This is a genomic window from Cohnella rhizosphaerae (genome assembly GCF_029525575.1).
Classification (GTDB): domain Bacteria; phylum Bacillota; class Bacilli; order Paenibacillales; family Paenibacillaceae; genus Cohnella; species Cohnella rhizosphaerae.
The window spans coordinates 323,997-347,131 of sequence record NZ_JAPDIA010000003.1; the positions used below are offsets into that span (position 1 = coordinate 323,997).

Annotated in this window: 22 protein-coding genes and 4 pseudogenes; 9 read left to right on the forward strand and 17 right to left on the reverse strand. The window is 64.4% G+C overall.

Features of this window, described 5'->3' with window-relative positions:
• Nucleotides 1–3 precede the first annotated feature (3 nt).
• Nucleotides 4–1,086, forward strand: a complete 1,083-nt coding sequence (locus OMP40_RS07050) for a hypothetical protein (protein ID WP_277530287.1) — start codon at nucleotides 4–6, stop codon at nucleotides 1,084–1,086.
• A 22-nt stretch (nucleotides 1,087–1,108) separates the two neighbouring features.
• Here the strand turns inward: OMP40_RS07050 and OMP40_RS07055 are convergent, their stop codons facing one another.
• Nucleotides 1,109–1,363: a hypothetical protein gene (locus OMP40_RS07055; RefSeq protein WP_277530289.1), complete on the reverse strand. Its 255-nt coding sequence runs from the start codon at nucleotides 1,361–1,363 to the stop codon at nucleotides 1,109–1,111.
• Nucleotides 1,302–1,595 carry a PadR family transcriptional regulator gene (locus OMP40_RS07060; RefSeq protein ID WP_277533025.1) on the reverse strand — a complete coding sequence of 98 codons (294 nt, stop codon included), beginning with the start codon at nucleotides 1,593–1,595 and terminating at the stop codon, nucleotides 1,302–1,304. Before OMP40_RS07060 ends, OMP40_RS07055 begins: the two co-directional genes overlap by 62 nt.
• A gap of 183 nt (nucleotides 1,596–1,778) precedes the next feature.
• Here OMP40_RS07060 and OMP40_RS07065 point away from each other — a divergent pair, with 183 nt between their 5' ends.
• On the forward strand, nucleotides 1,779–3,263 hold the full coding sequence (locus OMP40_RS07065) for an MDR family MFS transporter (RefSeq protein WP_277530291.1): 1,485 nt from the start codon (nucleotides 1,779–1,781) through the stop codon (nucleotides 3,261–3,263).
• 61 nt (nucleotides 3,264–3,324) lie between these two features.
• Here the strand turns inward: OMP40_RS07065 and fhuB are convergent, their stop codons facing one another.
• The 11 genes and pseudogenes from fhuB to OMP40_RS07115 form a co-directional block, all read right to left on the reverse strand.
• Nucleotides 3,325–5,430: a Fe(3+)-hydroxamate ABC transporter permease FhuB gene (gene fhuB, locus OMP40_RS07070; RefSeq protein ID WP_420871907.1), complete on the reverse strand. Its 2,106-nt coding sequence runs from the start codon at nucleotides 5,428–5,430 to the stop codon at nucleotides 3,325–3,327.
• A complete protein-coding gene (locus tag OMP40_RS07075; protein WP_277530292.1) occupies nucleotides 5,427–6,473 on the reverse strand; it encodes an ABC transporter substrate-binding protein in 1,047 nt (348 codons plus the stop codon). Before OMP40_RS07075 ends, fhuB begins: the two co-directional genes overlap by 4 nt.
• A 1,032-nt stretch (nucleotides 6,474–7,505) precedes the next feature.
• Nucleotides 7,506–8,369: an SDR family oxidoreductase gene (locus OMP40_RS07080; protein WP_277530293.1), complete on the reverse strand. Its 864-nt coding sequence runs from the start codon at nucleotides 8,367–8,369 to the stop codon at nucleotides 7,506–7,508.
• A 21-nt stretch (nucleotides 8,370–8,390) separates the two neighbouring features.
• Nucleotides 8,391–9,434 (reverse strand): GNAT family N-acetyltransferase, encoded by a 1,044-nt coding sequence (locus OMP40_RS07085; protein ID WP_277530294.1) that lies wholly within the window; start codon nucleotides 9,432–9,434, stop codon nucleotides 8,391–8,393.
• A gap of 271 nt (nucleotides 9,435–9,705) precedes the next feature.
• Complete coding sequence (locus OMP40_RS07090) at nucleotides 9,706–10,878, reverse strand: F390 synthetase-related protein (protein ID WP_277530296.1); 1,173 nt, start codon at nucleotides 10,876–10,878, stop codon at nucleotides 9,706–9,708.
• Nucleotides 10,875–11,852 (reverse strand): MBL fold metallo-hydrolase, encoded by a 978-nt coding sequence (locus tag OMP40_RS07095; protein ID WP_277530298.1) that lies wholly within the window; start codon nucleotides 11,850–11,852, stop codon nucleotides 10,875–10,877. The genes OMP40_RS07090 and OMP40_RS07095 overlap by 4 nt, the downstream gene beginning before the upstream one ends.
• Nucleotides 11,849–12,847 carry an NAD-dependent epimerase/dehydratase family protein gene (locus OMP40_RS07100; RefSeq protein ID WP_277530300.1) on the reverse strand — a complete coding sequence of 333 codons (999 nt, stop codon included), beginning with the start codon at nucleotides 12,845–12,847 and terminating at the stop codon, nucleotides 11,849–11,851. Before OMP40_RS07100 ends, OMP40_RS07095 begins: the two co-directional genes overlap by 4 nt.
• Nucleotides 12,844–14,214, reverse strand: coding sequence for an ATP-grasp domain-containing protein (locus tag OMP40_RS07105; protein ID WP_277530302.1), 1,371 nt, complete (start codon nucleotides 14,212–14,214; stop codon nucleotides 12,844–12,846). The genes OMP40_RS07100 and OMP40_RS07105 overlap by 4 nt, the downstream gene beginning before the upstream one ends.
• A gap of 37 nt (nucleotides 14,215–14,251) precedes the next feature.
• Nucleotides 14,252–14,503 carry a 3-oxoacyl-[acyl-carrier-protein] synthase III C-terminal domain-containing protein gene (locus OMP40_RS39785; RefSeq protein WP_338131044.1) on the reverse strand — a complete coding sequence of 84 codons (252 nt, stop codon included), beginning with the start codon at nucleotides 14,501–14,503 and terminating at the stop codon, nucleotides 14,252–14,254.
• 244 nt (nucleotides 14,504–14,747) lie between these two features.
• Nucleotides 14,748–15,251, reverse strand: a pseudogene (locus tag OMP40_RS39790) (beta-ketoacyl-ACP synthase III); the annotation flags it as partial.
• Nucleotides 15,252–15,467: 216 nt separating this feature from the next.
• Nucleotides 15,468–15,827, reverse strand: coding sequence for a DoxX family protein (locus tag OMP40_RS07115; protein ID WP_277530303.1), 360 nt, complete (start codon nucleotides 15,825–15,827; stop codon nucleotides 15,468–15,470).
• 169 nt (nucleotides 15,828–15,996) lie between these two features.
• Between OMP40_RS07115 and OMP40_RS07120 the strand changes: the two genes are divergently transcribed.
• Together OMP40_RS07120 and OMP40_RS07125 are read left to right on the forward strand one after the other, a co-directional pair.
• Nucleotides 15,997–16,584, forward strand: coding sequence for a TetR/AcrR family transcriptional regulator (locus OMP40_RS07120; RefSeq protein ID WP_277530305.1), 588 nt, complete (start codon nucleotides 15,997–15,999; stop codon nucleotides 16,582–16,584).
• A gap of 37 nt (nucleotides 16,585–16,621) precedes the next feature.
• Nucleotides 16,622–17,296: pseudogene (locus tag OMP40_RS07125) on the forward strand (GDSL-type esterase/lipase family protein); the annotation flags it as partial.
• Between the two features lie 99 nt (nucleotides 17,297–17,395).
• Here OMP40_RS07125 and OMP40_RS07130 read toward each other — a convergent pair.
• Both OMP40_RS07130 and OMP40_RS07135 read right to left on the reverse strand, forming a co-directional pair.
• Complete coding sequence (locus OMP40_RS07130) at nucleotides 17,396–17,800, reverse strand: SRPBCC family protein (RefSeq protein WP_277533029.1); 405 nt, start codon at nucleotides 17,798–17,800, stop codon at nucleotides 17,396–17,398.
• Nucleotides 17,801–17,834: 34 nt separating this feature from the next.
• Entirely contained in the window at nucleotides 17,835–18,734 is a 900-nt protein-coding gene (locus OMP40_RS07135; RefSeq protein ID WP_338131045.1) for an acrylyl-CoA reductase family protein, read from the reverse strand.
• Nucleotides 18,735–18,942: 208 nt separating this feature from the next.
• Between OMP40_RS07135 and OMP40_RS07140 the strand changes: the two genes are divergently transcribed.
• Nucleotides 18,943–19,833 carry a LysR family transcriptional regulator gene (locus tag OMP40_RS07140; protein WP_277530307.1) on the forward strand — a complete coding sequence of 297 codons (891 nt, stop codon included), beginning with the start codon at nucleotides 18,943–18,945 and terminating at the stop codon, nucleotides 19,831–19,833.
• A 61-nt stretch (nucleotides 19,834–19,894) separates the two neighbouring features.
• On the opposite strand, the gene OMP40_RS07145 is transcribed toward OMP40_RS07140, so the two are convergent.
• Together OMP40_RS07145 and OMP40_RS07150 are read right to left on the reverse strand one after the other, a co-directional pair.
• Nucleotides 19,895–20,098: a zinc ribbon domain-containing protein gene (locus tag OMP40_RS07145; protein ID WP_217595190.1), complete on the reverse strand. Its 204-nt coding sequence runs from the start codon at nucleotides 20,096–20,098 to the stop codon at nucleotides 19,895–19,897.
• Nucleotides 20,099–20,675: 577 nt separating this feature from the next.
• Nucleotides 20,676–21,425 carry an SDR family oxidoreductase gene (locus tag OMP40_RS07150; protein WP_277530311.1) on the reverse strand — a complete coding sequence of 250 codons (750 nt, stop codon included), beginning with the start codon at nucleotides 21,423–21,425 and terminating at the stop codon, nucleotides 20,676–20,678.
• Nucleotides 21,426–21,637: 212 nt separating this feature from the next.
• On the opposite strand from OMP40_RS07150, the gene OMP40_RS39795 reads away from it, so the two are divergent.
• The 4 genes and pseudogenes from OMP40_RS39795 to OMP40_RS41285 all read left to right on the forward strand — a co-directional run.
• A complete protein-coding gene (locus OMP40_RS39795) occupies nucleotides 21,638–21,799 on the forward strand; it encodes an RNA polymerase sigma factor (protein WP_338131046.1) in 162 nt (53 codons plus the stop codon).
• Nucleotides 21,777–22,493 (forward strand): sigma factor-like helix-turn-helix DNA-binding protein, encoded by a 717-nt coding sequence (locus tag OMP40_RS07155; RefSeq protein WP_338131047.1) that lies wholly within the window; start codon nucleotides 21,777–21,779, stop codon nucleotides 22,491–22,493. The genes OMP40_RS39795 and OMP40_RS07155 overlap by 23 nt, the downstream gene beginning before the upstream one ends.
• 103 nt (nucleotides 22,494–22,596) lie before the next feature.
• Nucleotides 22,597–22,662: pseudogene (locus OMP40_RS41280) on the forward strand (hypothetical protein); the annotation flags it as partial.
• 190 nt (nucleotides 22,663–22,852) lie between these two features.
• A pseudogene (locus OMP40_RS41285) lies at nucleotides 22,853–23,083 on the forward strand (WYL domain-containing protein); the annotation flags it as partial.
• Nucleotides 23,084–23,135: the final 52 nt, after the last annotated feature.

Below are 23,135 nucleotides of genomic sequence, written 5' to 3' on the forward strand. Positions count from 1 at the left end.
AAATTGAGCCGAATCGGGCGGCTAAGCCGGAAGGCGGAGAAAGTGCTGCCGACGGGAAGCACTTCGGCAGTCGCGCGCGTCCGAGCGGCGGAAGTGCTGCCGACGGGAAGCACTTCGGCAGTTGCGCGCGTCCGAGCGGTGGAAGTGCTGTCGAAGGGAAGCACTTCGGCAGTCTTGCGCGTCCGAGCGGTGGAAGTGCTGTCGAAGGGAAGCACTTCGGCAGTCTTGCGCGTCCGAGCAGTGGCAGTGCTGCCGAAGGGAAGCACTTCGGCAGTTTTGCGCGTCCGAGCGGTGGAAGTGCTGTCGAAGGGAAGCACTTCGGCAGTTGCGCGCGTCCGAGCGGTGGAAGTGCTGCCGAAGGGAAGCACTTCGGCAGTCGCGCGCGTCCGAGCGGTGGAGGTGCTGCCGACGGGAAGCACTCGTGCAGTCGCGCGCGTCCGAGCGGTGGAGGTGCTGTCGACGGGCAGCACTTTGGCAGTCGCGCGCGTCCGAGCGGTGGCAGTGCTGCCGACGGGAAGCACTCTGGTAGTTGCGCGCGTCCGAGCGGCGGAAGTGCTGTCGACGGGGAGCACTTCGGCAGTCTTGCGCGTCCGAGCGGTGGCAGTGCTGCCGACGGGAAGCACTTCGGCAGTCGTGCGCGTCCGAGCGGTGGAAGTGCTGCCGACGGGAAGCACTCTGGCAGTTGCGCGCGTCCGAGCGGTGGAAGTGCTGCCGACGGGCAGCACTTTGGCAGTCGCGCGCGTCCGAGCGGTGGAAGTGCTGCCGACGGGAAGCACTCTGGCAGTTGCGCGCGTCCGAGCGGTGGAAGTGCTGTCGACGGGGAGCACTTCGGCAGTCTTGCGCGTCCGAGCGGTGGCAGTGCTGCCGACGGGAAGCACTTCGGCAGTCGTGCGCGTCCGAGCGGCGGAAGTGCTGCCGAAGGGAAGCACTTTGGCAGTCGCGCGCGTCCGAGCGGCGGAAGTGCTGCCGACGGGAAGCACTTCGGCAGTCTTGCGCGTCCGAGCGGTGGAAGTGCTGTCGAAGGGAAGCACTTCGGCAGTCTTGCGCGTCCGAGCGGCGGAAGTGCTGTCGACGGGCAGCACTTAGGCAACATCGGGCCAGAGAACGTTCAGTTCTCCGCCGGCAACAGGCTGAGCACCCACTTGCACCACTCCGTGTTGGTTTCGTTCGACATGATCGCCTTGCGCGTCAGCAGGTAGGCGCCGAACAACGGGTGCAAGGGCTCGGGCAAGCCGGACGCGGGCCAGTCGGCCCTTTCCTTCAGTTCAACCAGCTTGTTGTCGTATTTCTGCCGCTGCGCTTCATGGAAAGCGAGCCGGTCGGCGAGCATTTTGCGGGCGGATGCCGGTTTGGCGTAAGACATGCAGAACACCTTCAGCATCATCTCGTCGCGCAGCGCGGGCTCGGCCGTCGGCTGATCGAACCAGTCCTTGAGCGCATCCCTGCCCTTGCCGGTCAGGGAATATACTTTTTTTGTCGGGCTTGTCGCGCTGCGGGACCAGCTCGACGCTGATATAGTCCTCCTGCTCCAGCTTGGCGAGCAGCGGATAGATCTGGCTGTGCTTGGCGGGCCAGAACGGCTGGATGCGAAGCATGAGATCGTAGCCGGAAAAGGAAGATTGCGCGAGCAGGCTGAGCAGACCGTAAGAGAGGGTGTTCACGTCGTTGCTCCTTTATCGGAAAAATTGCTTTGACACAAGCGAGGATGCGTAGTAAGATAAGTGCGTTTTATATATGTAAATATAGACATATAGAGCTGGGAGATGGAGAAAGCTATTATGAATACGGAAAAAAAGACGCCGGAGGTTCGCTTTTGGCCGGTCATGATGTCTATTTTTATCGGGTCCTTCCTGTGCGTCCTGGCCTCGGCGACGATCAATCTCGCGCTTGAGCCGCTCAAGGAGCACTTCCACACGACGCTTAGCTCGGTCCAATGGACCCTCACGGGCTTCATGCTCGCCATGGGCACGACAGCGCCGATCGTCGGCTACCTGGGCGAGCGGTTCAGCTACAAAAGGTTGTACCTATTCTCCCTTATCGGCTTCACCGCGGCCTCCGGGCTGTGCGCGATGGCATGGAGCGAGGCTTCGCTGATCCTGTTCCGGGTGCTGCAAGGCGCATTCAGCGGCCTGATCATCCCGGCTACCATGTCCATTATCTATCAAATCATCCCGCGCGGCAAACAACCGATGGCCATCGCCTTCTGGGGCTTGTCCGCGATGCTGGCGCCGGCGTTCGGGCCGACGATCAGCGGGTGGCTGCTGCAGAACTTCGATTGGCAATGGCTGTTCATCATGAATCTCCCGATCGGCCTGATCGCCATTTTGCTCGTATACTTGTACATTCCGTACTATCGGCTCAGCGTGCCCAAGTCGTTCGACGGCCTCGGCTTCATCACCGTCGTCGTCAGCAGCACGGCGCTGCTGCTGGCGCTCGGCCAAGGCCACAACTGGGGCTGGGGTTCGTGGAAAGTCCTCTCGCTGCTGCTGGGCGGGCTGGCCGTGCTGGGCCTGTTCATCTGGCGGGAACTGACGGCCGAAGCGCCGCTGCTCAACCTGCGCGTTTTCAAAAACGGCCGGTTTACGCTGAATACGATCATCGCGAACATCATCACGATCAGCCTTTACTCCGGTACCTTGCTGACGCCGGTCTTCCTCCAGCGCATCCAGCACGTATCCGCGATGGACACGGGCCTGATCCTGCTCCCGGCTTCGCTCGCGATGGCGCTCATGATGCCGATCGTCGGTAAGCTGTACAACGTCGTCGGGCCGCGCGTCCTGATGTCCATCGGCATCATTCTGCTGACCGTCGGCACGCTCGCCCTGAGCTGGCTCAGCATCGACGTGTCGCATACGTACGTCATCTGGTGGATGATCGTGCGCAACCTGGGCATCGCGTTCGTCGTCATGCCGTCGAGCAACGCGGCGATGGACGAGATCTCGCGGGAAAATTCGGGCCACGCTTCCTCGATCTCGAACTGGACTCGGAACGTCTTCGGCTCCTTCGCGATCGCGATCTTCACGACGCTGCTCGCCTCCCGCTCGATCGACCACGGCACCAGCCTGGCGATGGCGGGCGACCAGAACCGCGAGCATATCGAGATGATGGCGTTCACGATGAGCGTCAACGACGTGTATCTCATCGCGACGTTCGTCGCGCTCGCGGCCCTGCCGCTCAGTCTGTTCGTCGCCAAGCTCAAGAAGCCGCACGCCGTGCTCGCTTCGGAGACGGTGAAGGCGGAGGCCGCGACGGCGGAAGGGTAATTAAAATAAGCGAAAAAAACGATGGCCAAGGCGAATATTTCGCCAAGCCATCGTTTTTTTGTCATTTGCCCGCCCGCGACCTGAACATCAGGAACACCAGGTAGGGCGCGCCGATGAGCGCGACCACGATGCCCGAAGGGATCTCCCTGGGCGACAGGACGATGCGGCCGATCCAGTCGGCGCCGACGAGCAGCACCGCGCCGATGAGAGAGGACAGCAAGAGCGTCCGCCGGTGGTTGGAGCCCGCCAACATGCGCGCTGCGTGCGGCGCCAGCAGGCCGATGAAGCCGACGGCGCCGACGGCTGCGACCGCGACCGACGCGAGCAGCACGGCGAGCAATGCGACGAGCAGCCGCGTCCGGCGCACGGGCAGGCCAAGCCCGGTCGCGCTCTCGTCGTGGAACGAGAGCAGGTCGACGCGCCGCCCCAGCCACCAAGCGAGCGGCAGCAGCGCCAGAATGAACGGCAGCGTCTGGCCGAGCTCCGTCCAGCTGCGGGCGTACGTGCTGCCTGCGAGCCAGGCGAGCGCCGGCGCGAGCGTCAGCTTGGCGTAGACGACGAGGATGTTGATCAGCGCGCTGCCGGAGGCCGCGACCGCGATGCCGACCAGCGTGAGCACAGTCGGGCTAAGACCGCGCCGCCACGCCGCGGCGTAGACGATCGCGGCGGCGGCCAGGCCGCCCGCGAAAGCGCCGACCGGCACCCAGCCGGCCGGGAGCGCGGGAAAGGCGATCAGCAGCAGCATCGCGCCCACGCCCGCGCCGCTCGACACGCCCACGATCTGCGGGTCCGCGAGCGGATTGCGAACGGCGCTCTGCATCAGGCTGCCGCTTGCGGCCAGCGCGACGCCGACGCTTGCAGCCGTCAGCAGTCGCGGCAGCCGCAGGTCGATCAGCACCTTTTCATGCAGCGCTTTACCGTGACCAAGCAAGGTCGATAGTACTTGTTCCGCGGATAGATGCAAGGTGCCGCTCATGAGCGCGGCCAGGCTGACGAGGATCAGCAGCGCGGCGAACAAGAGGACCAGCAGCGGATACGGCATGCGTTTGGCGAGCAGGGAGATCTGCATGGATGCCCGGCTCTCCGCGCCGGATGAAGAGGCTGCGTGCTTGGAGACGCGCAGCGCCAGCCAGACGATCCAGGGCGCGCCGATGAAGGCAGTCACCGCGCCGGCCGGCAGCTCGCCGACCGCGCTGGTCGTAAAGCCGCGCGCGATCGTGTCGGCGCCGAGGAGAATGACCGCGCCCCAAATCGCGCTAAGCGGCAACAGCCAGGCGTGCCGGGTCATGCCGCTCAGCTTGACGATATGCGGCGCCAGCAGCCCGATGAAGCCGATCGGGCCGACGATGCTGACGCTGACGCAGGCGAGCACGATGCCGGCGCCCATGGCGAACATGCGCGTGCCCGCGACGCGGTGGCCGAGCGACTGCGCGGTTTCCTCGCCGAACGACAGCAAGTCGAGGTGGCGCACGGCGAGCAGCACGGCCGCCAGCCCGCCTGCGACCCAGGGCCATGCGAAGCGGACGCCGCTCCAGTCATTCTGGTTCAGCGAGCCCGAGCCCCACAGGAACAGCCCCTGGGTGCTCTGCTCGAACAGCAGCAGCAGGGCGCTCGTGACGGAGGACAGCACGAGCGTGACGATCATGCCGGACAGCGCGATCCGGATCGGCGTGCCCTTGCGGCCGCCGCCCATGCCGAACACGAGCAGCGCGGCTCCCGCGCCTCCCGCGACTGCGAACAAAAACGCATATTGATGGAGCAAGCCCGGCCAGAAGACCGTGCCGACAGCGACGACGAGGAAGGCGCCGGCATTGATGCCGAGCGTCGTCTCCGAGGCGAGCGGGTTGCGCGTGACGGACTGCATGAGCGCGCCGGCTACGGCGAGCGCGGCGCCGGAGAGCACCGCCATCGCGGTGCGGGGCAGCCGAACGCCGTGAATGACGCGGTGATCCGGCGTATCCTTGGGTGCGATCAGGGCGTCGAACGCCGTCGCGACCGTGATGTGCGACAAGCCCTGCGTCAGGCTGGCGAACGCCAGGACGGCGAGCAGGAGCAGGCCGCCGGCCAGCATCGCGAACGGAAGCCAGCCCCTCGCGCCTCGGGCGGGAAGGGCCGGCTTCATGCGCGCAGGCGAGGGAGCGGGCTCCCGGACCGACGCCTTGATCATTGGGCGGCTGTCAGCGCGTTGACGGCGCGCTCGGCCATCAGCTTGGCGGCATACGGTCCGCCGTAAGGCCAGGTGTCGCCGCCCAGCGCATAGACGCGTTTATCCTTGACGAAGTTGAGGCCGGTCCACACGGGGTTTTTCTCCAGCATCGGCAGCACGTCGTCCTCCGCCGTAATGTGCAGGTAGTCGGCGTCCTGTACCGACTGCAGCGCTTCTACGCCCGTGGTGGAGTAGCCGTAGACTTCGAACTGGGCGGGCTTGAAGGCGTTCTTCAGTCCGAGGTGCTCCAGGTTCTTGATGGCGAGCGCGTTGTCGGTCGAGATGCGGAACGTGACCGCGTTCTGGTCGACCCACGGCATCGTCAGCACGATCGAACTGCCTTCTTTGCCGGCCGCCGCGAGCTTCGCCTTGCCGTCATCGTACGTCTTCTGCAAATCCGCGAGCACCGCTTCGGCTTCGTCCTGCTTGCCGAGGACGTCCGCGATCGTGTGGAACGTATCCAGCATTTCTTGATACTGGTCGCCTTGGCCTTCCGGCGGATACGGATCGAACAGCAGCGTCGGCGCGATGCCGTTCAGTTGGTCGTATGTAGCCTCGTGGCGGAACTTGACGCCGATGATCAGATCGGGCTCGAGCGCCGCGATCGTCTCGAGGTTCGGCTCCTGGCGGGTGCCTACGTCCTGCACGTCCGCGGACAGCTCCGTCGGCGTGGAGATCCACTTCTTCATGTTCTCAATGTCCGCGACGCCGGCCGGCTGGACGCCGAGCGTCAGCAGCTCTTCGGCGTACGTCCATTCGAGGACGACGATCTTCTTGGGCACGCCCGTGATCGGCAGCTCGCCGAGCGCGTGCTTGACGTTGCGCGTGCCGCTTGCTTCCGCGGACGAGGCGGCGGATGCGGAAGGCGAACCGGCAGCTTCGGAGGCGGCCGGCGCGGACGAAGACGCGGCGCCGTTATTATTGTTGCCGTTGCCGCATGCGGCGACGAGCAGTATTAGAACGGACAGCATGGCGAATAACGGAGACTTGCGCAGAAAAGACAAACGATTTCCCCCTAATCTCTAATTGGATAACATAAGTGCTCGCAGGCTTGAGATTTCTTCGATAATGATAATCGTTATCATCAACTCATGTCAAGCCGATTTCAGTTTCTATTTGTGCATAGGAGGTGAAATGCCATTCGAAGGATGAGGCAGCGAGCGTGGAACCGGCGTGTGAAAACGAGCTAGGGCTTGAACGGGAGTGGGCGTGAACGGTAGTGAGTGAAGGGAGAGTACGTAGGGGGGAGTACGTAGGGAGAGTACGTAGGGCTCGGAATGGTGCTGTAAAGGCAAAAAGTTACTCTGCAGGCTCGCGGACCGTTCGGAATGGTGCTGTAAAGGCAAAAAGTTACTCTACAGGCTCGCGGACCGGTTGAAATGGTGCTGTAGAGGTAAAAAGTTTCTCTACGGGCTCGCGGACCGTTCGAAATGGTGCTGTAGAGGCAAAAAGTTACTCTACAGGCTCGCGGACCGTTCGGAATGGTGCTGTAGAGGCAAAAAGTTACTTTACAGGCTCGCGAGCCGCTCGAAATGGTGCTGTAGAGGCAAAAAGTTACTCTAAAGGCTCGCGAATCGCTCGAAATGGTGCTGTAGAGGCAAAAAGTTACTCTAAAGGCTCGCGGACCGTTCGGAATGGTGCTGTAGAGGCAAAAAGTTACTCTACGGGCTCGCGGACCGTTCGGAATGGTGCTGTAGAGGTAAAAAGTTACTTTACAGGCTCGCGAGCCGCTCGAAATGGTGCTGTAGAGGCAAAAAGTTACTCTACGGGCTCGCGAACCGTTCGGAATGGTGCTGTAGAGGCAAAAAGTTACTTTACAGGCTCGCGAACCGTTCGGAATGGTGCTGTAGAGGCAAAAAGTTACTTTACAGGCTCGCGAGCCGCTCGAAACGGTGCTGTAGAGGCAAAAAGTTACGCTACAGCTCATGGGAGAAAGCTGCAGCATTACTGCATAAAGCTATTTGTTGTACCGCGCACATTGACGCGACACACGAGCATCCATGGCGCTCCCGGCCTTTGCCGGCGATGCCGAGAACTCATTCCTGGCCGCGCATCGCCCGCCGCGTCGCCGCCTCGACCACGCGCCAAGGCAGCAGCCTGACGACGAGCGGCAGCAGGCGCGCGCCGCGGCCGATCGGGTAGCGCAGCCGCGAGAGGCGGCGCTTGTCCGCCAGGCGCCCCACGAGCTCGGCGACCTCGCGCGGGTCGGGCGCGCTGGCCGCCGTGCGCCGGGCCATGCGGAGCACGGCGGCCAGCGCGCCTGCGTAGGGCGAGTCCGGCTGCGCGTGCATGTCCGCGAAGCCCTTCGCCCAGATCGCCGTGCGATACGCGCCAGGCTCGACGAGGGCGACGCGGATGCCAAACGGCGCGACCTCGTGGCGCAAGCTCTCGCTGAAGCCTTCGACCGCGAACTTGGACGCGGCATAAGCGCCGAACCCGGGGATTCCCCACAGGCCGCTCACGCTGCTCATCTGAACGATCGTGCCGCCGCCCTGCGCCCGCATCGCGGGCAGGACGGCGCGCGTCATTGCTACGAGGCCGAGGAAATTCGTCTCCATCTGCGTCCGCCACGCCGACATCGGCACTTCCTCGGCGAAGCCCCCGACCGCCATGCCTGCGTTGTTTACCAGCACGTCGATCCGGCCGCTTCTCCGAAGCATATCCGCCACGGCGGCCTCGATCGCTTCCGCAGACGTCACGTCGAGCTTGACGGTCTCGATGCGCCCGCCCGCGCCGGCCTGCTCCGCCGCCTGCATGAGCGCGGCCTGCTTCCCTGTATCCCGCATCACGGCGGCAACGCGGTAGCCCCGCTTCGCCAGTTCTACCGCGATAAGCAGGCCGAAGCCGCTCGACGCGCCCGTTACCAGCGCCGTTTTCTCAACCTTCCCATGCGTCGCCATTTCTCGTTCCTCCGAACCCGGCTATAGTTTGTATTTTTTCATCAGCGGTACGCCGATCTTCCCGAGCAGCCCTTCGAGCGCGGACCAACTGCCTCTTCGCCATGCGGGCAGGTGCCGGTCGTACAGCGCCGTGTACTCGATGTCTGCGGCAGCGCCGCGATTGCGCTTGAACTGCGCCGCGCCCGAGCTCTCGTGCAGCAGCAGGCCGCGTTCGCGGGCGATGCCGATCAGGAGGGCCGACAGTATCCGGTAGAGGCCGTGCGCCTGCGGCCGCGAGGTGTCGTAGCCGAACAGGGGCGTCGTCATGGCGCTCTCCCGCGCGTAGAACCCGAGTATCGCCTCGAGTCTGCCGGTGACGCCGTCGCGATAGCCGTGCAGCTCAAGCGTTCCCTCCGCAAGCGCCTGCTCGTAGAAACGCGCCGTAAACTGCGGGTTGTGCAGCGAATATTTGTCCAGATAAAGCATCTTGTAAAGCTCCGCGATGCGCGGGAGGTCCGTCGCCACGATATCCGCGGGTCCCGCCGCGACATAGCCGTACCGATCCGCCAGCGCCCGGTCGCGTTTCAATAGCCAGCGGGCCTTGGCGTTCGCGAAGTCGGGGTCGTCCGTGCGCAGCAGGTAGATCTGCCGGCTGGGCACGAGGCGGCATCGGCGCCCGCGGAACAGGCTCATCTCCCGCGCGTTCAGCGAGTCGTTGAGCGACCGGAAGGCGATGGCGTGGCCGGGAAACGCGCGGAGCAGGCCGTCCAGCGCCGCCGACCATTGCGCGTCCGACAGCGCGGGATACAGGTTGGTCGACAGCAGCCAGTTGTTGACGTGCACGACGCGGTTGAACCGCGAAGCCTTCAGCAGGCCGCCGATCCCGGTCAGCGTCGCGGACAAGACGGCGATGAGCGCGCGGTTGCGGAGCAGCGACAGCTCCTGCCTGGCGTAGCTCACATAGTGCGTGTAGGGCGAGCAGACGTAGGAGTTGGCGTATTCCGTATCGTTGACGGTGACGGGCACGGGGACGCCGTCGACGCTCATGACGAGCAGGCGCGTATGCACGTTGCCGACGAACGCCACGCTTCCCTCCTTCATGACGGGAGTCAGATAGCTTTTCGCATATTGTCCGTATGCCGTGTCCGGCCAGGGGCAATTCTCGATATTCGTGCTGTCGTAAAAAAACGACCGGTATGCTCACGGCGAGTACCTCCGTTCGACGCGTCGTAGCTTGCGGTCACCGGGCATGCGAGTATAGGACGAAAAAGAGAGCGCGGGGGCGATGCAGCATAGGCGCTCGCACAGGGTCTCGATCGCCTGTCGGATCCGCGACTCCGCCGCCTGGCGCAACTCGTTATCCCGCAGATCGAGCTCGATGGTCCAGCGATCCTGCGCCGTCTGCACGGCCCGGTATTGCTCGATCTCGCCGGAGGCCCCGATGATCGCCCGCGTCACGAAGTCGGGATAGACCGGAACGGGCGCCGCGCCAGGCTGCAGAGCCGAGGCGTAGAAAATGTCGTCGCACCGCCCCTCGATCCGCTCGATCGCGGTAAAGGGCGAGCCGCAGGGACAGGGCGTCGTCCGCTCGACGAGCAGATCGTTGAGCCGGTAACGGACGATCGGCTGCGTCCGGCGCGAAAAGTCGGTGACGATCGGCACGAACGTGCCGGGCTTGCCGGAGACGTATTCCTTTTCGATGTAGACGAGATCCTCGTTCAAATGCAGCGTGCCGTGCGCGCAGGTGCAGCCGAGAAAGCCTTCGGTGCATTGATAAACCTGATGCGCGATCTGGCCGAACGCCCCCCTCGATCGCGGCGCGGTCCAGCGGGTCGAGCACCTCGGCGGCGGCGACGATCCGGCGCGGCCGGACGCCGTCGAGCTTGCCCGAGCGCGCCGCGTCCGCCAGCATGCGCAGCATGGACGGCGGCGCCGCGATCAGGTCCGGCCGCTCGTCCCGCAGCCGCCGCAAGTGCGATTCGATCGGGTCGAGCAGGTCGTAGAATCCGAATTTCAACCTGCGGTTGCCGACCGATGCGTACAGATTGCTGTTCGCGCGAAGGAAAAAGGCGATCTTGAAGCGGCTGAGCGGCGAGACCGGCAGCAGCTTGCCGAGCACCGTGCCGGCCCAGGCCGCCTGCTCTTCGGGACTGACGAGGAACAGGCCGCGGTTGCCGGAGGTGCCCGACGACAGCCCGACCGTGATGCCGCGAATCGCGGGCGTGAAGTCGCGCGACCGCTCCGCCGCTTCCGCCACGGCGAACGCCTCGGCTTTGCCGACGCCGACGGTGTTCAGCCGGTCGAAGCCGGCCATCATGGCGGACTTGTCGATCGCGGGAAATGCGCGCCACTGCGCATCGGGAATGCCCTCCCACAGCTCGCGGTAGAACGGCGATTCACGGCGCACGCGGTCGATGTGACGCAGCACGCGCGCCTCGCGCCAGCGGTCGAACGCGGCGCGATCCGGCCAGCGGCGCGCGCTGCGCCGGGCATGCAGGTAGCGGAGGATGAAGCTGGCGGCTTTTATCATCGCATGGGCACCTCCCGGTCGTCGATGGGAAAAAATTCGCGGCAGTGGCTCGGCACGATGACGAGCGCCGGATCGGCGGCCTGCCAGCGCCGCAGCAGCGCGAAGCTGTCGCGGTAAGCCCGCCGGTCGTCCATGACGATGCCGGCGGCGGGATGCGGCGGGCGGTTCTCGCGCAGCGCCCGGCTGGACCAGGCGGCGTCGGCGCACAGCAGATAGCGCGTCGGTCCGCTTGCATCGGGCCGGGACGCTAGCTGCGGCATAGGCGCGGGTGAATCCGTAGCGACCGTGCGGCCCGGCGTCGCTGCGGCGGCATTTGCGCCGGCGGGCGCGGGCGGCTGCCCAGCATGGAGCAGCAGGCCGATCTGACCCGCGGCATGCCCCGGAAGGCTGACGGCGATCAGGCTGCCGTCGCCCAGCAGGTCCCAGCCGCCTGCCAGCGGCGAATGCCCCGGCAGCTGCGTCCACGCGGCTCGCTCGACGGGGGTCGCCAGCTCCGCGAAGCCGTCCGGCAGCAGGCCCGGGAGGAATCCCGCGCGGGTGGACCGCACCGGGCCGAGCCGGCACAGCGGCGCGTAGGCGGCTTCGGGATACAGGAACCGGGCGTTCGGAAAATCCCGCGCGCCGCCGATGTGGTCCGCATGGAAGTGTGAAAGAATCACGGTGCCGACCTCTTCCGCGCGAATCCCGAGCGCTTCCAATTGGCGTGCGGCGGCATCCTCCTCCCGGTAGCGGACGGGTGTGAGCCGGCGGTACAACGCGTAAGGAAGCCGCTGCGTCAGCGCCTCGAAGCGGGCCGAATAGCCGGTATCGAACAAGATCCAGCCCTGTGCGGGATGGCGGATCAGCGCGAACCCGGCCGGATAAGCCGCAGTGCGAAGCGACCCGCCCCGGATCGTTACGAACTCGGGGTGCACGCAGTAACCCGCCGACATCAGCTTCAGTTCGACCGGGACGACCGGCGCTACGGCGCTCATCGGTTCGCCCTCCACCAGGCGGCGAATCGCTGCAGCCCCTCGTCGACGCTCACGCGGGGCGCGTACCCGAGCGTCCGGCGCGCGGCCGAGATGTCGAGCGTCTGGCTGTAGGCGAGCAGGCCCACGGTATAGCGCGTGAAGGGCGGCTCCGCGCCGAGCGCCGGCAGGAGCCGGTAGGCGCGCTCCATCAGTGAACCGGCGGCCAGCGCCGTTCGGAGCGGAACCTCCCGCGTGCGAAGCGGCAGCTCCAGCAGCGCGAACAGGCGCCGCAGCAGATCCGTCAGCCGGACGGGCTCGCCGTTCGAGATGTTGAAAATTTGCCCGGCCGCCGCGTCAGGCGCCAGGCAGGCGGCCTCCAGCGCGTCGACGACGTTGTCCGAGTAGGTCAGGTCAAGCAGCGCCCGGCCGCCGCCGATCAGCGGAATGCCGCGGCGTTCGTTGACGCGCAGCAGCCGCGGGAACAGCGAGCCGTCCTCGGGTCCGAAGATGGCTCGCGGACGCAGGATGACCGCGTCCAGTCCTCGGCCTGCCGCTTCCAGCACGATCCGCTCCGCGATCAGCTTGGTCGCCGCGTAGGCGTTGACGGGCCGCCGCGGCAGCGGCGCCGTCTCCTGCACGTTCAGCCGGTCGCGATAGTCGAAGTAGACGCTCGGCGTCGAGACGTGCACGAGCCTGCGGACGCCGTGCCGAAGGCAGCCGGCGACGACATGCGCGGTGCCGGCGACGTTGGCCGCCTCGAAGTCCCGGTACCGTCCCCACGGCGAAGACAATGCCGCGCAGTGGATGACATAGTCATGGCCCGCGCACGCTTCGGCCATCACCTCCGGCTGCGTGCCGATATCGATCCGGCGGAAGGCGATGCCGGAAGCCTCCAGCCGGCTGCCCGCCTCGGCATTGCGTCCGACGCCGGTCACGGTCCAGCCCGCTTCCGCGAGACGCAGCGCGGTCGCTCGTCCGAGGGAGCCGGTCGCGCCGGTTATTAACGCTCTGGTCATCGTTCACCATTCCATTCGATGTCGATTGTGGACGCTTCCTGGAGCGTCACGCCCCGCCGGCTCGCGGTCCGCCTGAGCCAGCCGAACAGACGGAGCTGCTCGGCCGCGGGGCCGGCGTCTCCCCGCCGGTACACCGCATCCCGGCTGCCGGCGAAGGCGCGCAGCCACTCGCGCGTCCTGCGCTCGCGGACGGCCTGCGCAAGCCCGTAGGTCAGCATCGCGGGAGACAGCATGGCGCCCGCGCCCGGCGCGGGCGTCGCCACGGACCCGCTCGCGGCGAGCCGCCCGGGCGCGAGCAGCGCCTCCGCCAGGCCGTCCGCCGGGCGGAACAGATGGATGCCGCTCGTGGCGCGCGGATTGCATTCGAGCGGGTAGATCGCGCCGTTCGGCTCCGCCATGAAGTCGAACGCGATCTGGCCCGTGAAGCGCGCGTGGCGGACGAACCGCGCGACCCAGTCCGCGAGCGCCGGCTGCGCTTCGGCGGCGAAGTGAATGCTGGCGCCCCGCCCGGCGCGGAAGCGGCTGCGATACGCGGCGAACGCGACGAGCGCGCCGTCATGCGCGACGCCGTACGTGCACCATTCGTCGCCGCGCAGCAGCTTCTGCGCGATCCAGGGGCGCGCGGCCGACACGCCGCCGCCGCCGGCTTCGGCCAGCTTGCGGAGGACCGCTTCCCTGACCGAAGGGGATAAGCGCCCCTCGCGCGGCTCGACCGCGATGACGCGCGACGCGAAGCGCGAATACGCGGGCTTCAGCACGAGCCCGTCCGCGTACGCGCCGTCCTGCAGCAGCGGCAGCCAGCCGTCGGGCGTCTCGATGACGGCCGTCGGCGGCACGGGAAGGCCGGCTTCCTCCGCCATTCGGATAAACGCGCCCTTGTGATGCAGGCGCTCAAGCGCGTCCAGCGGCGCGGCGAGCACCTCGCACAGCCCGGCGAACCGGTCCAGCTCCCGCGAGAGATGGAAAATCTCCTCGCAGGTCGGAAGGATCGCGTCGACGCGGCATTCGTCCGCGATTCGGGCCAGCGCCGCCGCGAAGCCGGACGGATCGAACGCCGGCGCCGGCACGATGAAGCTGCGCGCCACGGCGCGCGAAGCCCGGCAGAGGTGATAAGGCGCGCTCTCGGCCGCGAACACCGTATGCCCGGCCGCCCGGAGCAGCCGGGCGAGCTCCAGCGCGGCGGGCGCCCTGCCGCCGGTGAGTAGAACGCGCTTGACGCCGCCGTCCGCCATGCCGTCCGCCGCGAGGCCCGCCATGCTGTGCGCTGCGGGGCCTTTGCGTTCCCCGGCAGGGGTCTTCGCTTCCCGTTCGGCAAACAAGTCATTGCTTTTCCCCGCGGAGGTTCCCGCTCCCGGCTCGCTAATCATGCCTCTGTTTTTCCCCGCAGCGGTCCTTGTCCTCGGCTCAGTAATCAAGCACGAGCCCTCCGAGCGTCAGCCCCGCGGCCGTGCCGATCAGGAGCACCCGGTCGCCCCGAACGATGCGCCCCGAGCGGACGGCCTCGTGCAGGCCCATCGGAATGGAGGCCGCGATCGTGTTGCCGTGGTCGGGCGTGATGTAGACGAGCTGCGACTCCGCGATGCCCAGCTTCTTGCGCAGCAGCCGCACCGCCATCGCGCTGCCCTGATGCGGCACCACCGCCTTGAAGTCGGACATGCGCGAGCCGGTCGCGCGCAGCAGGTCGTCCGCGAAGTCGGGCAGCAAGCCGCGCGGCCATCTTGAAAATCGCGGGGCCGTCCATGCGGAACAGGTAGTCTTCCGGCTCCGCGGGCCGCGGTCCGCGCGGATGACGCCGCGAGCCGCCGGCGCGGATCTCCGAGAAGGCGGCGCCGTCCGCGTAGGTGCGCAGGGACGCGCCGACGATGGCGGAGCGTTCCCCTTCCCCGGCGGGGCCCAGGACGACGGCGGCCGCGCCGTCGCCGAACAGGGCGGCGCTCTCCTTGTGCCGCCAGTCCAGCCCGAGCGACGCGATCTCCGTCGACACAATGAGCGCGCGGCGGTAGCGGCCTGCCGCGATCATGCACGACATGACGTCCAGCGCGTTGAGGAAGCTGAGGCAGGTGGCGTCGATGTCGAAGGCGGGAACGCCGGAGCGTTCCTGTCCCATTTCCTGCTGAATGTAGACGGCGGTGCAGGGAAGCGCCTGCTCGCGCGTGCCGCTGGCGCAGACGAGGCAGTCGATGTCGGAGAAAAGCAGGCCGGCATCCTCCAGCGCCGCATAGGCGGCCTTCGCGCCCATCCCGGACGCGGTCTCGCCGTCCGCGAAATACCGGACGGCGACGTCCGTCGTCTTGCGGGTCCACCCGCGGGCGACGCCGAGCCTGCCGTCCATCTCGGCGTCCGTGACGGGCCGGCCGGGCAAGTATTTTCCGGTACCGTATATTTTGACTTTGCGCATCGTCATGTCGTGTGGCTCCTTTCGGCTGGCGCTTCGTTGTTACGTCCATTGTGCAGGATCGCGCGCGGGTCCGATAGTACTAACTATTCATGGTACCATCGTTTTTCGCGAAAGGCGCTTAAATTTTGACAAAATACGAGGCGCAGCCGACGCATGAACCGAGACATGCGAAAAAACCGCCGACGCGCATGCGCGTTGACGGTTTTCTGAACAGCCTTAGCGTCAGTTCGGGAAGTCGCCCAGGTCCGAGCCGAGCAGCGCGACGAGCGCGATGGCGAGGACGACCAGCACGAGCGCCGGCGCGATCGCGCCGAACTTGTCCCTGGCGCGCAGGTGGAAGGCGACGGCGCCGAGCATGATGACGCCGATGAGGGCGGCGCCCCAGGCGGCCCAGCTGTCGCGCCAGAAGCCGACGACGAGACCGGCGACGCCGACCAGCTGCAGCAGCCCGGTGACCACGCGGAACCATTGCGGCAGCCCTATTTTTTTGAAGTTTTCGACCTGCATCTTAATCCCCGCGACCTTGCCGAGTCCGGAGGCGGCGAACGCCAAAGCCAGAACGATTTGAAGTGCAAGAACCATGATCGCTTATCCCCTCTCGCGCTTGAACTTATGCGACATCTGTTGCTTAGGTTATGATAAGATAACGGTAACCGGCCGACAACCGTCAAGTTGACGAAAATTATCGCTTAAGCGACAAAAGCGCCTTATTGTCTGAAAAGTGGACGGATATGCGAAGGGGGAACGAAAGATGGAGGATACGAGGACGGACCCGCGCGTCCTGCGAACGCGGCAGCTCATAAGGGATGCGTTCAACGCTTTGATTCCCAACAAGGATATCAAGGACATTACGATCGGGGACATCACGAAGCGGGCGACGATCAACCGCGCGACCTTCTATGCCCATTACGCGGATAAATACGAGCTGATGGAGGACGCGCTCTCCCAGCTGTTCAAAGATAGCGTGATGCAGAAGCTGTCCTGCCATGCCGAGCTGAACCGGGAGACGCTGACGGGCATTATCGTGACGCTGTGCGAGTTTCACGAGAGCTTCAGCAGGCAGTGCGCGCGCAGCTACGAGGCGATGAGCCCTTATATCGAGAGCAAGCTGAGCAAGCTTTTGAAGGACGTGTTCGGACATCTGCTGCGTCCAAAGAACGGGATGGACGACGGGGCGGCGCGGACGATGTCCGGCGTCTTGAGCTGGATCGCATACGGCATGACGAAGGATTGGAACAAGGACGGCCGTAAAGTGCCGCCCGAGCGGCTGGCCGAGCAGGCGATCGCGGCGCTGTCCGCAGCTGCGCGGGAGATCGACGGGGCGGGGCTGCCGGTCTGATGGACGCTGAGACGAATTCGACGGAGGAAAAACGATGATGGACGCGGAAAATACGGTGAATACGGTGAATACGGCGGTCATCCCTGCTTCCAAGCTGGAGGAAGACAGCTACGATTGGTGGGCGCGGCATGCGCAGGTGCTGAGCCTGCAGCAGGCGATCGATCCGGAGGTCGTCCTGATCGGCGATTCGATCACGCATTTCTGGGGCGGCGAACCTTGGTCGGAAAACGTGCACGGGAACCGGGAAGCCTGGAACGCGACGTTCGCTCCCTATCGGGTGCTCAACATGGGGTTCGGCTGGGACCGCACGCAGAACGTGCTGTGGCGGCTCGATCACGGCCAGTTGGACGGATTGCGTCCGCAGACGGTCGTCATTCTGATCGGCACGAACAATACGAGCGAGACGGAGAATGCCCGGGCCAACACCCCGGAGGAGATTGCCGAAGGGCTGCGCGCGATCTGCGACCGTGTGGAGGCGAAGGCGCCCGGCGCCAAGATCGTGGTCATGGCGGTGTTCCCGCGGGAGCGTGAGCCGGATCATCCCAGGCGCCTCGCGATCGCGGACATCAACAAACGCTACGCGGCGATCGCGCGGGAGCGCGGCTACGCGTTCGTCGACATCGGTCCGCGGCTGCTCGAAGCCGACGGCACGCTGTCGCAGGAGACCGCGCCGGACTACTGTCATTTGACGGAGCGCGGCTACAGACATTGGGCGGAGGCGCTGCGTCCGCTTGCTGCCTCAGCTTCCTTAAAAAACGATAGAAAAGCGGCAGCACTGACCTGGACGAGGTCGGGGCTGCCGCTTTTTCGTTCAATTCGCGTTCTCGATCGTATGCTTGATTACCGCGGACACCCGATCTGTCTGCGCCTGGATGTCCGCAGACAGCGTCTCGGGCAGAAAGTCGGTTACCCACACGAAAATACTGCCGCGATCGCCGTGGGGCAGCACCTGGAAGGAAGCGTTGTGATGAACGAGCGGCAATCGTCCTTCCTTGACGGCGAATACCATGCGGCGCGACTCGTCGTCGACGGATACGATCAGCTCGCGCACCGCGTCGCCGTTCGGCAGGATCAGCGTTCTTTCGTTCCCGTCCAGCAGCGTATTTTGCGTATAGCCCGGCACGAGACGGAGGTGGAAGGCCCCGACGTCTCTAACGGCGTCCCACACCTGCTCGGGCGGACGGTCGATGATGGTTTCTTTGCGAATCGACGGCATATCGAATTCTCCTCTTTGAGTTAGAGTAGGCCGGTCAGGCCAACGCGACGACGAAGCGTCCCCGCATGCGGCCTTGCAGAACTTGCTGGATCGCGGCGGGAAGTCCGGACAGCGGGATCTCCTGGACGATCGCGTCCAGCAGCGCGCCTTCCGGCTGCCATTCGGCGGCGATCCGGTTCCAGACCGCGCGCCTGACGTCCATGGGACACTGCACCGAATCGATGCCAAGCAGGTTGACGCCCCGTACGATAAAGGGGTAAACCGTGGCAGCCAGCTCCGAACCGCCCGTGAACCCGCTAAGCGCGACCGAACCGCCGTATCGAACCGCGTTCAAGACCTGCGTCAGGAAGGGCCCGCCGACCGGATCGACCGCTGCGGCCCAGCGCTCGCGACCCAGCGGCTTGGCCTCGGGCGCCTCCAGCTCCGACGGCAAGATCGTCTCCCGCGCGCCGATGCTTTTCAAATAAGCAATCTCTTCGCTCTTGCGCGTGCTGGCCGTCACGTCATAACCGGACTTCGCGAGCATCGAGACGGCCCAGCTTCCGACGCCGCCGGTGGCGCCGCTCACCAGGACGGACCCTTGACCCGGGGAGAGGCCGTTCTGTTCCATACGATGGATGGACAACGCGGCCGTGAACCCGGCGGTTCCGAGCGCCATCGCGGCCTTGGCGGTCAGACCCTGGGGCATGGGCACGACCCACGACGCAGGGACGCGCGCGAGCTCGCTGAACCCGCCGGGATGAGACGCGCCCAGCCCGTATCCGGTCACAAGCACCTCGTCGCCTTCCTTGAACGAGGAATCGGACGAGGCGATAACGGAACCGGCGAGGTCGATGCCCGGAATATGAGGGTATTGACTGACGATCCCGGCTCCCGGAATCGTCGTTAATCCATCCTTGTAGTTGACGCTTGAATAGGCGACCCGAATCGTCACCTCCCCCTGCGGGGAGCGCGTCCGCGGAATAGTCGCGAATCTCGGGCTGCAGCTTCGAATCCTTCCAATCGACCGTTAAAGCGCGATAAATCTCCATGGGGCAAGTCTCCTCTCTTGCCTCCATCGTAAACTTGCCGCAATCATACGTCTAATTTATAATTCTCATTAAAATAATGACTTTTTGTTATCTTTCGAGAGGTTGATGAAGGTGGAGTGGCAGCAAATCGAATATTTCATCGCGGTGGCGAAGTCGCAGCATATGACGAACGCGGCCAAGCAGCTGTCCGTCACGCAGCCTGCGTTAAGCCGTTCCATCTCGACGCTGGAGAAGGAAGTGGGCGTCGAGCTGTTCGAACGCCGCGGACGCAACCTGGCGCTCAATCGTTATGGCCAGCTTTTCCTGGAACGGGCGCAGAACGCCTTGGCGGAGATCGAGAAGGCCAAGCAAGAGATCGCCAATCAAATCAATCCCTGGTCTGGCGTTCTATCGCTTTGTTTTCCCCATATTCTGGGCGCCGAACTTTTTCCGACGATGCTTGGCGCCTTCCGCGAACGATACGCCGACATTCGCTTCGAGCTGAATCAATGCTCGCTTGACGAGCTGACCGCGCGAATCCTCGGCAACGACTGCGACTTCGGGATCACGACGCTGGAATCCGCGAACGATGCGTTCCATTGGCAGCTGATCGGCAAGTCCGAGCTCTATGTTGCCGTGCCGCTTGGTCATCCTTGGGCGGATAAGAGCAGCATCCGGCTGGAAGAACTGCAGGGGGAGGCTTATGTCGGATTAAAGCCCTCTTGCGCGTTAAGCTACACGGTGGAGGCGCTGCTGGCCGGTACCGGCATCGAGCCGGACACCCTCTACCGCGCGGATGAACTGGATATGGTCGCGGGACTGGTAGCGGCGGGCTTCGGCGTATCGTTGCTGCCCAAGACGCTGGGCATTCGCAGCTATCCGATGGCTTGGATTCCCGTGAACGATCCCGCATGCGCGCTTACGGTCGGCGTCGTATGGAAGAGGGACAGGCGGTTGACGCCGGTGTCCGAGGTTTTTCTGGATTTCGTTCGAGCGAGGTATCAGGCCGGCGCATCGGAGTAGATCGTCTGAAAATAGAAGGAAGCCGCCAGGCGGGCTGGCAGCTTCGTAATTCAAGTAAGAATCAACCGAAGAACAAATCCAAAATATTCGAACCGGCCGACGATTGCTTGTTATAAAATTCGGAATAGCCGCAGTTCGCGCAATAGACGACGACGAACTGATTGTGCTGGATGTCGAACATTTTCGAAAGCCCCGTTCCGGTCATGGCGACTTCCTTCGTCCTGGCGTCCTGGCTGCCGCATTTGATGCATCCCTTGTCGCTCATCCTTATCCCTCCGCGCATGCCGATTTTCCCTTATTATACCCCTGCGGGCGGGAAACTGCTCGACCGATTCTCAATCGATACCCTGAGGGTCGTCTTTCATTCGCGTGAAAAGAATTGCCCGCAGGGCGTGGGTGTCGAGGTGCGGGGATAGGCGGGACAATCAGGACAATCATGACCTCAGGACAATCAGGCGATAATTGCTAAAAAGCAATTAATTTGGCTCAAATCTCCCGACACTTGCCCGATAGTTGCTAAAGAGCAACTAATCTTGTCCGTTCCACCATTTTTCGGCTTTGGTATGAGAAATAGATGCTTTTTGACACTTATCTGCGTCAACGTTCGCCGCGCAATCTGCATTAGATGCGTTTGAGCAACTATTCCGCGACCATGCGCCGAGGCGACCAAGAGCGTCCGCGACCAAGCGTGTCTGCGGCTATGCCCCGCGGCGACCAAGCGTGTCTGCGGCTATGCGCCGCGGCGACCAAGCGTGTCTGCGGCTATGCCCCGCGGCGATCAAGCGTGTCTGCGGCTATGCCCCGCGGCGATCAAGCGCGTCTGCGGCTATGCGCAAAGGCAATCAGGCGCGCGCGAGCCAGTCCGCATACTTGGTCGGCGCGATGCGAGGCTTGCTGTCTTCCGCAGGAACCAGCGAACGATCGTCCACTTGCCCGCCGAAGTAGCCGGCCTTGTCGTCCGTGACGACCTCGCGGTTGTCTCCGGTCGCCTTCAAGGATTGGCGCACGAACTCGTCCATTCCGATCTTCTCGGGGCCGGCCACTTCGACGATCCCGTTCGCGGGCTCCGCCAGCGCATAGTCGGCCAGCGCCGCGCTCACGTCCGCGGCTGCGATCGGCTGCATGGCGGCGGACGGCAAGCGGACGGTTTGGCCTTCCGTCGCCGTATAGGCGATGCCGCCGGCAAACTCGAAGAACTGCGTCGCTCTGACGATCGTGTAAGGAATCGCGGACGCTTGAATCAGCTTCTCCTGGGCGATCTTGGCGTTGAAGTACGCGTTGCCGGGCGGGCGGTCCGTGCCGACGATCGAGAGGGCGACATAGTGACGTACGCCCGCTTTCGCTGCCTCCGCGAGCAGATTCCGGGTCGACGTTTCGAAAAACGACAGCACTGCCTTCTCCTCGAACGAAGGCGAGTTCGTGACGTCGACGACGACCTGCGCGCCGGCCAGCGCCGCTGCCAATCCTTCGCCCGTTACCGAGTTGACGCCCAGCGACGGGGAAGCCGCCGCCGCATCATGTCCGAGCTTGTTCAGGTTCTGCACGAGTCCTTTGCCGATCAGTCCGCTGCCGCCGATCACTACGATTTTCATAAGTACCTCCTGGGGTTTAGCCCGTATCCCCGCCGGGCGATTGGGTTTGAATAAAGCCTGTCGGTTTGCCGACATCCTTATAACGATCGAACCGGACATGGTGTGACAAGGGACGGATGGCCGCAAGCCGCGGGAGGCCGAGGTTGATTTGAATGCCGGGCAAGTTATATGTTAGTTATAAGAATTAAGCAACCGGACGAGGAAGTGACGAGATGCAGGAGTTGTACAGGCAGTACAAGGGACGGATGTTCAACCTCGCCTACCAGTTGACCGGTTCGGCCGCCGATGCCGAGGACGTCGTGCAGGACGTATTTTTGAAGGCTTATCAGCTCCCCCCCGGAGAAATTGGCCTTGCCGGGACCGTACTTGTATAAAATGGTCACGAACCGCTGCCGGGACTTGTACAAGTCGGCTCGCAAGAAGCGGGAGGAATACTTCGGCGAGTGGCTGCCCGAGCCCCTCGCTCCGGCCGACAACGACCCTGCGGATTCAGTCGCGCGCGACGAGCTGCTGTCCTATGCCATGCTGGCGCTGCTGGAGCGGTTGACGGCGTCGGAGCGGGCGGTCTTTGTACTGCGCGAGGCGCTCGGGTTCGACTACGGCGAGATCGCCACGCTCATGGATAAAAGCGAGGTGAACTGCCGAAAGCTGTTCAGCCGCGCGCGCGGAAAATTAGGGCTGGACGCCGAGGCGCCGCCGATACAGGCTCCTTCCGCCTCCGAGGAATGGGTCGACGGGTTCGTGTCTGCTCTTAGACAGGGGAATATGGACCGGCTTCTGTCCATGCTCGATCCCGATGTCGTGCTGCTGCCAGACGGCGGGGGCAAGGTACAGGCGGCCGTCAACCCGATTCATACCGCGGAGCGCGTGGCCAAGTTCCTTATGGGCGTCATCCGCAAGACCGCTACGTTCGAAGGCGAAGCGGCCGTCCGCATGGAGCGCATCAACGGGGGAACCCGGCCTGATTCTGCGCGACGAGGACGGCGTCGTTCATACGGCGGCCTTGTTCCGCGTCGAAGGCGGTATCATCCGCGGCCTGTATATTTTGCGCAATCCGGACAAGCTTAAATCGCTTAAGTAGTCTGCTCGGGCTCTTTGGCTGGTCGGTGATCATGTTCCTTTTGCGGGGGGAGGTGGCGTCTTGAAGGTGGAACGGCTGCTCGGCATCACGATGCTGCTGCTGAGCCGGCGCCGGGTGAACGCCCAGACGCTGGCAGGCAAGTTCGAGGTCTCGCACCGGACGATCTATCGCGACCTGGAGACGATCAACGCGGCGGGCATTCCGATCGTATCGTTCACGGGGGAGCGACGGGGGCTACGAGATTATGGAGCAGTACCGGATCGATCGGCAGATCGTAACGCTGGACGACTTGCAATCCATTCTTGCGGCGCTCAAGGGCGTTCGGGCTTCGCTCGGCGACGAGGAGATGGACGGGCTGCTGACGAAGATCAAGGCGCTGGTCGCGCGGTCGGAGCAGAAGCAGCTCGAGGAAGCGGGCGAGACGCTCATCTTCGATACGAACCTGTGGCACGGCGGCGGGCTCAAGGACCGGACGATTCTGGCGCAGCTGCGGCAGGCGTCGAAAAATCGCACGGTCGTCTCGTTCGCCTATACGAATACGGACGGAGAAGCGGAGCGGCGGGAGGTCGAGCCGATCGGTCTGGCTTGGAAAGGGTACGCCTGGTACCTGTACGCGTATTGCAGGCTGC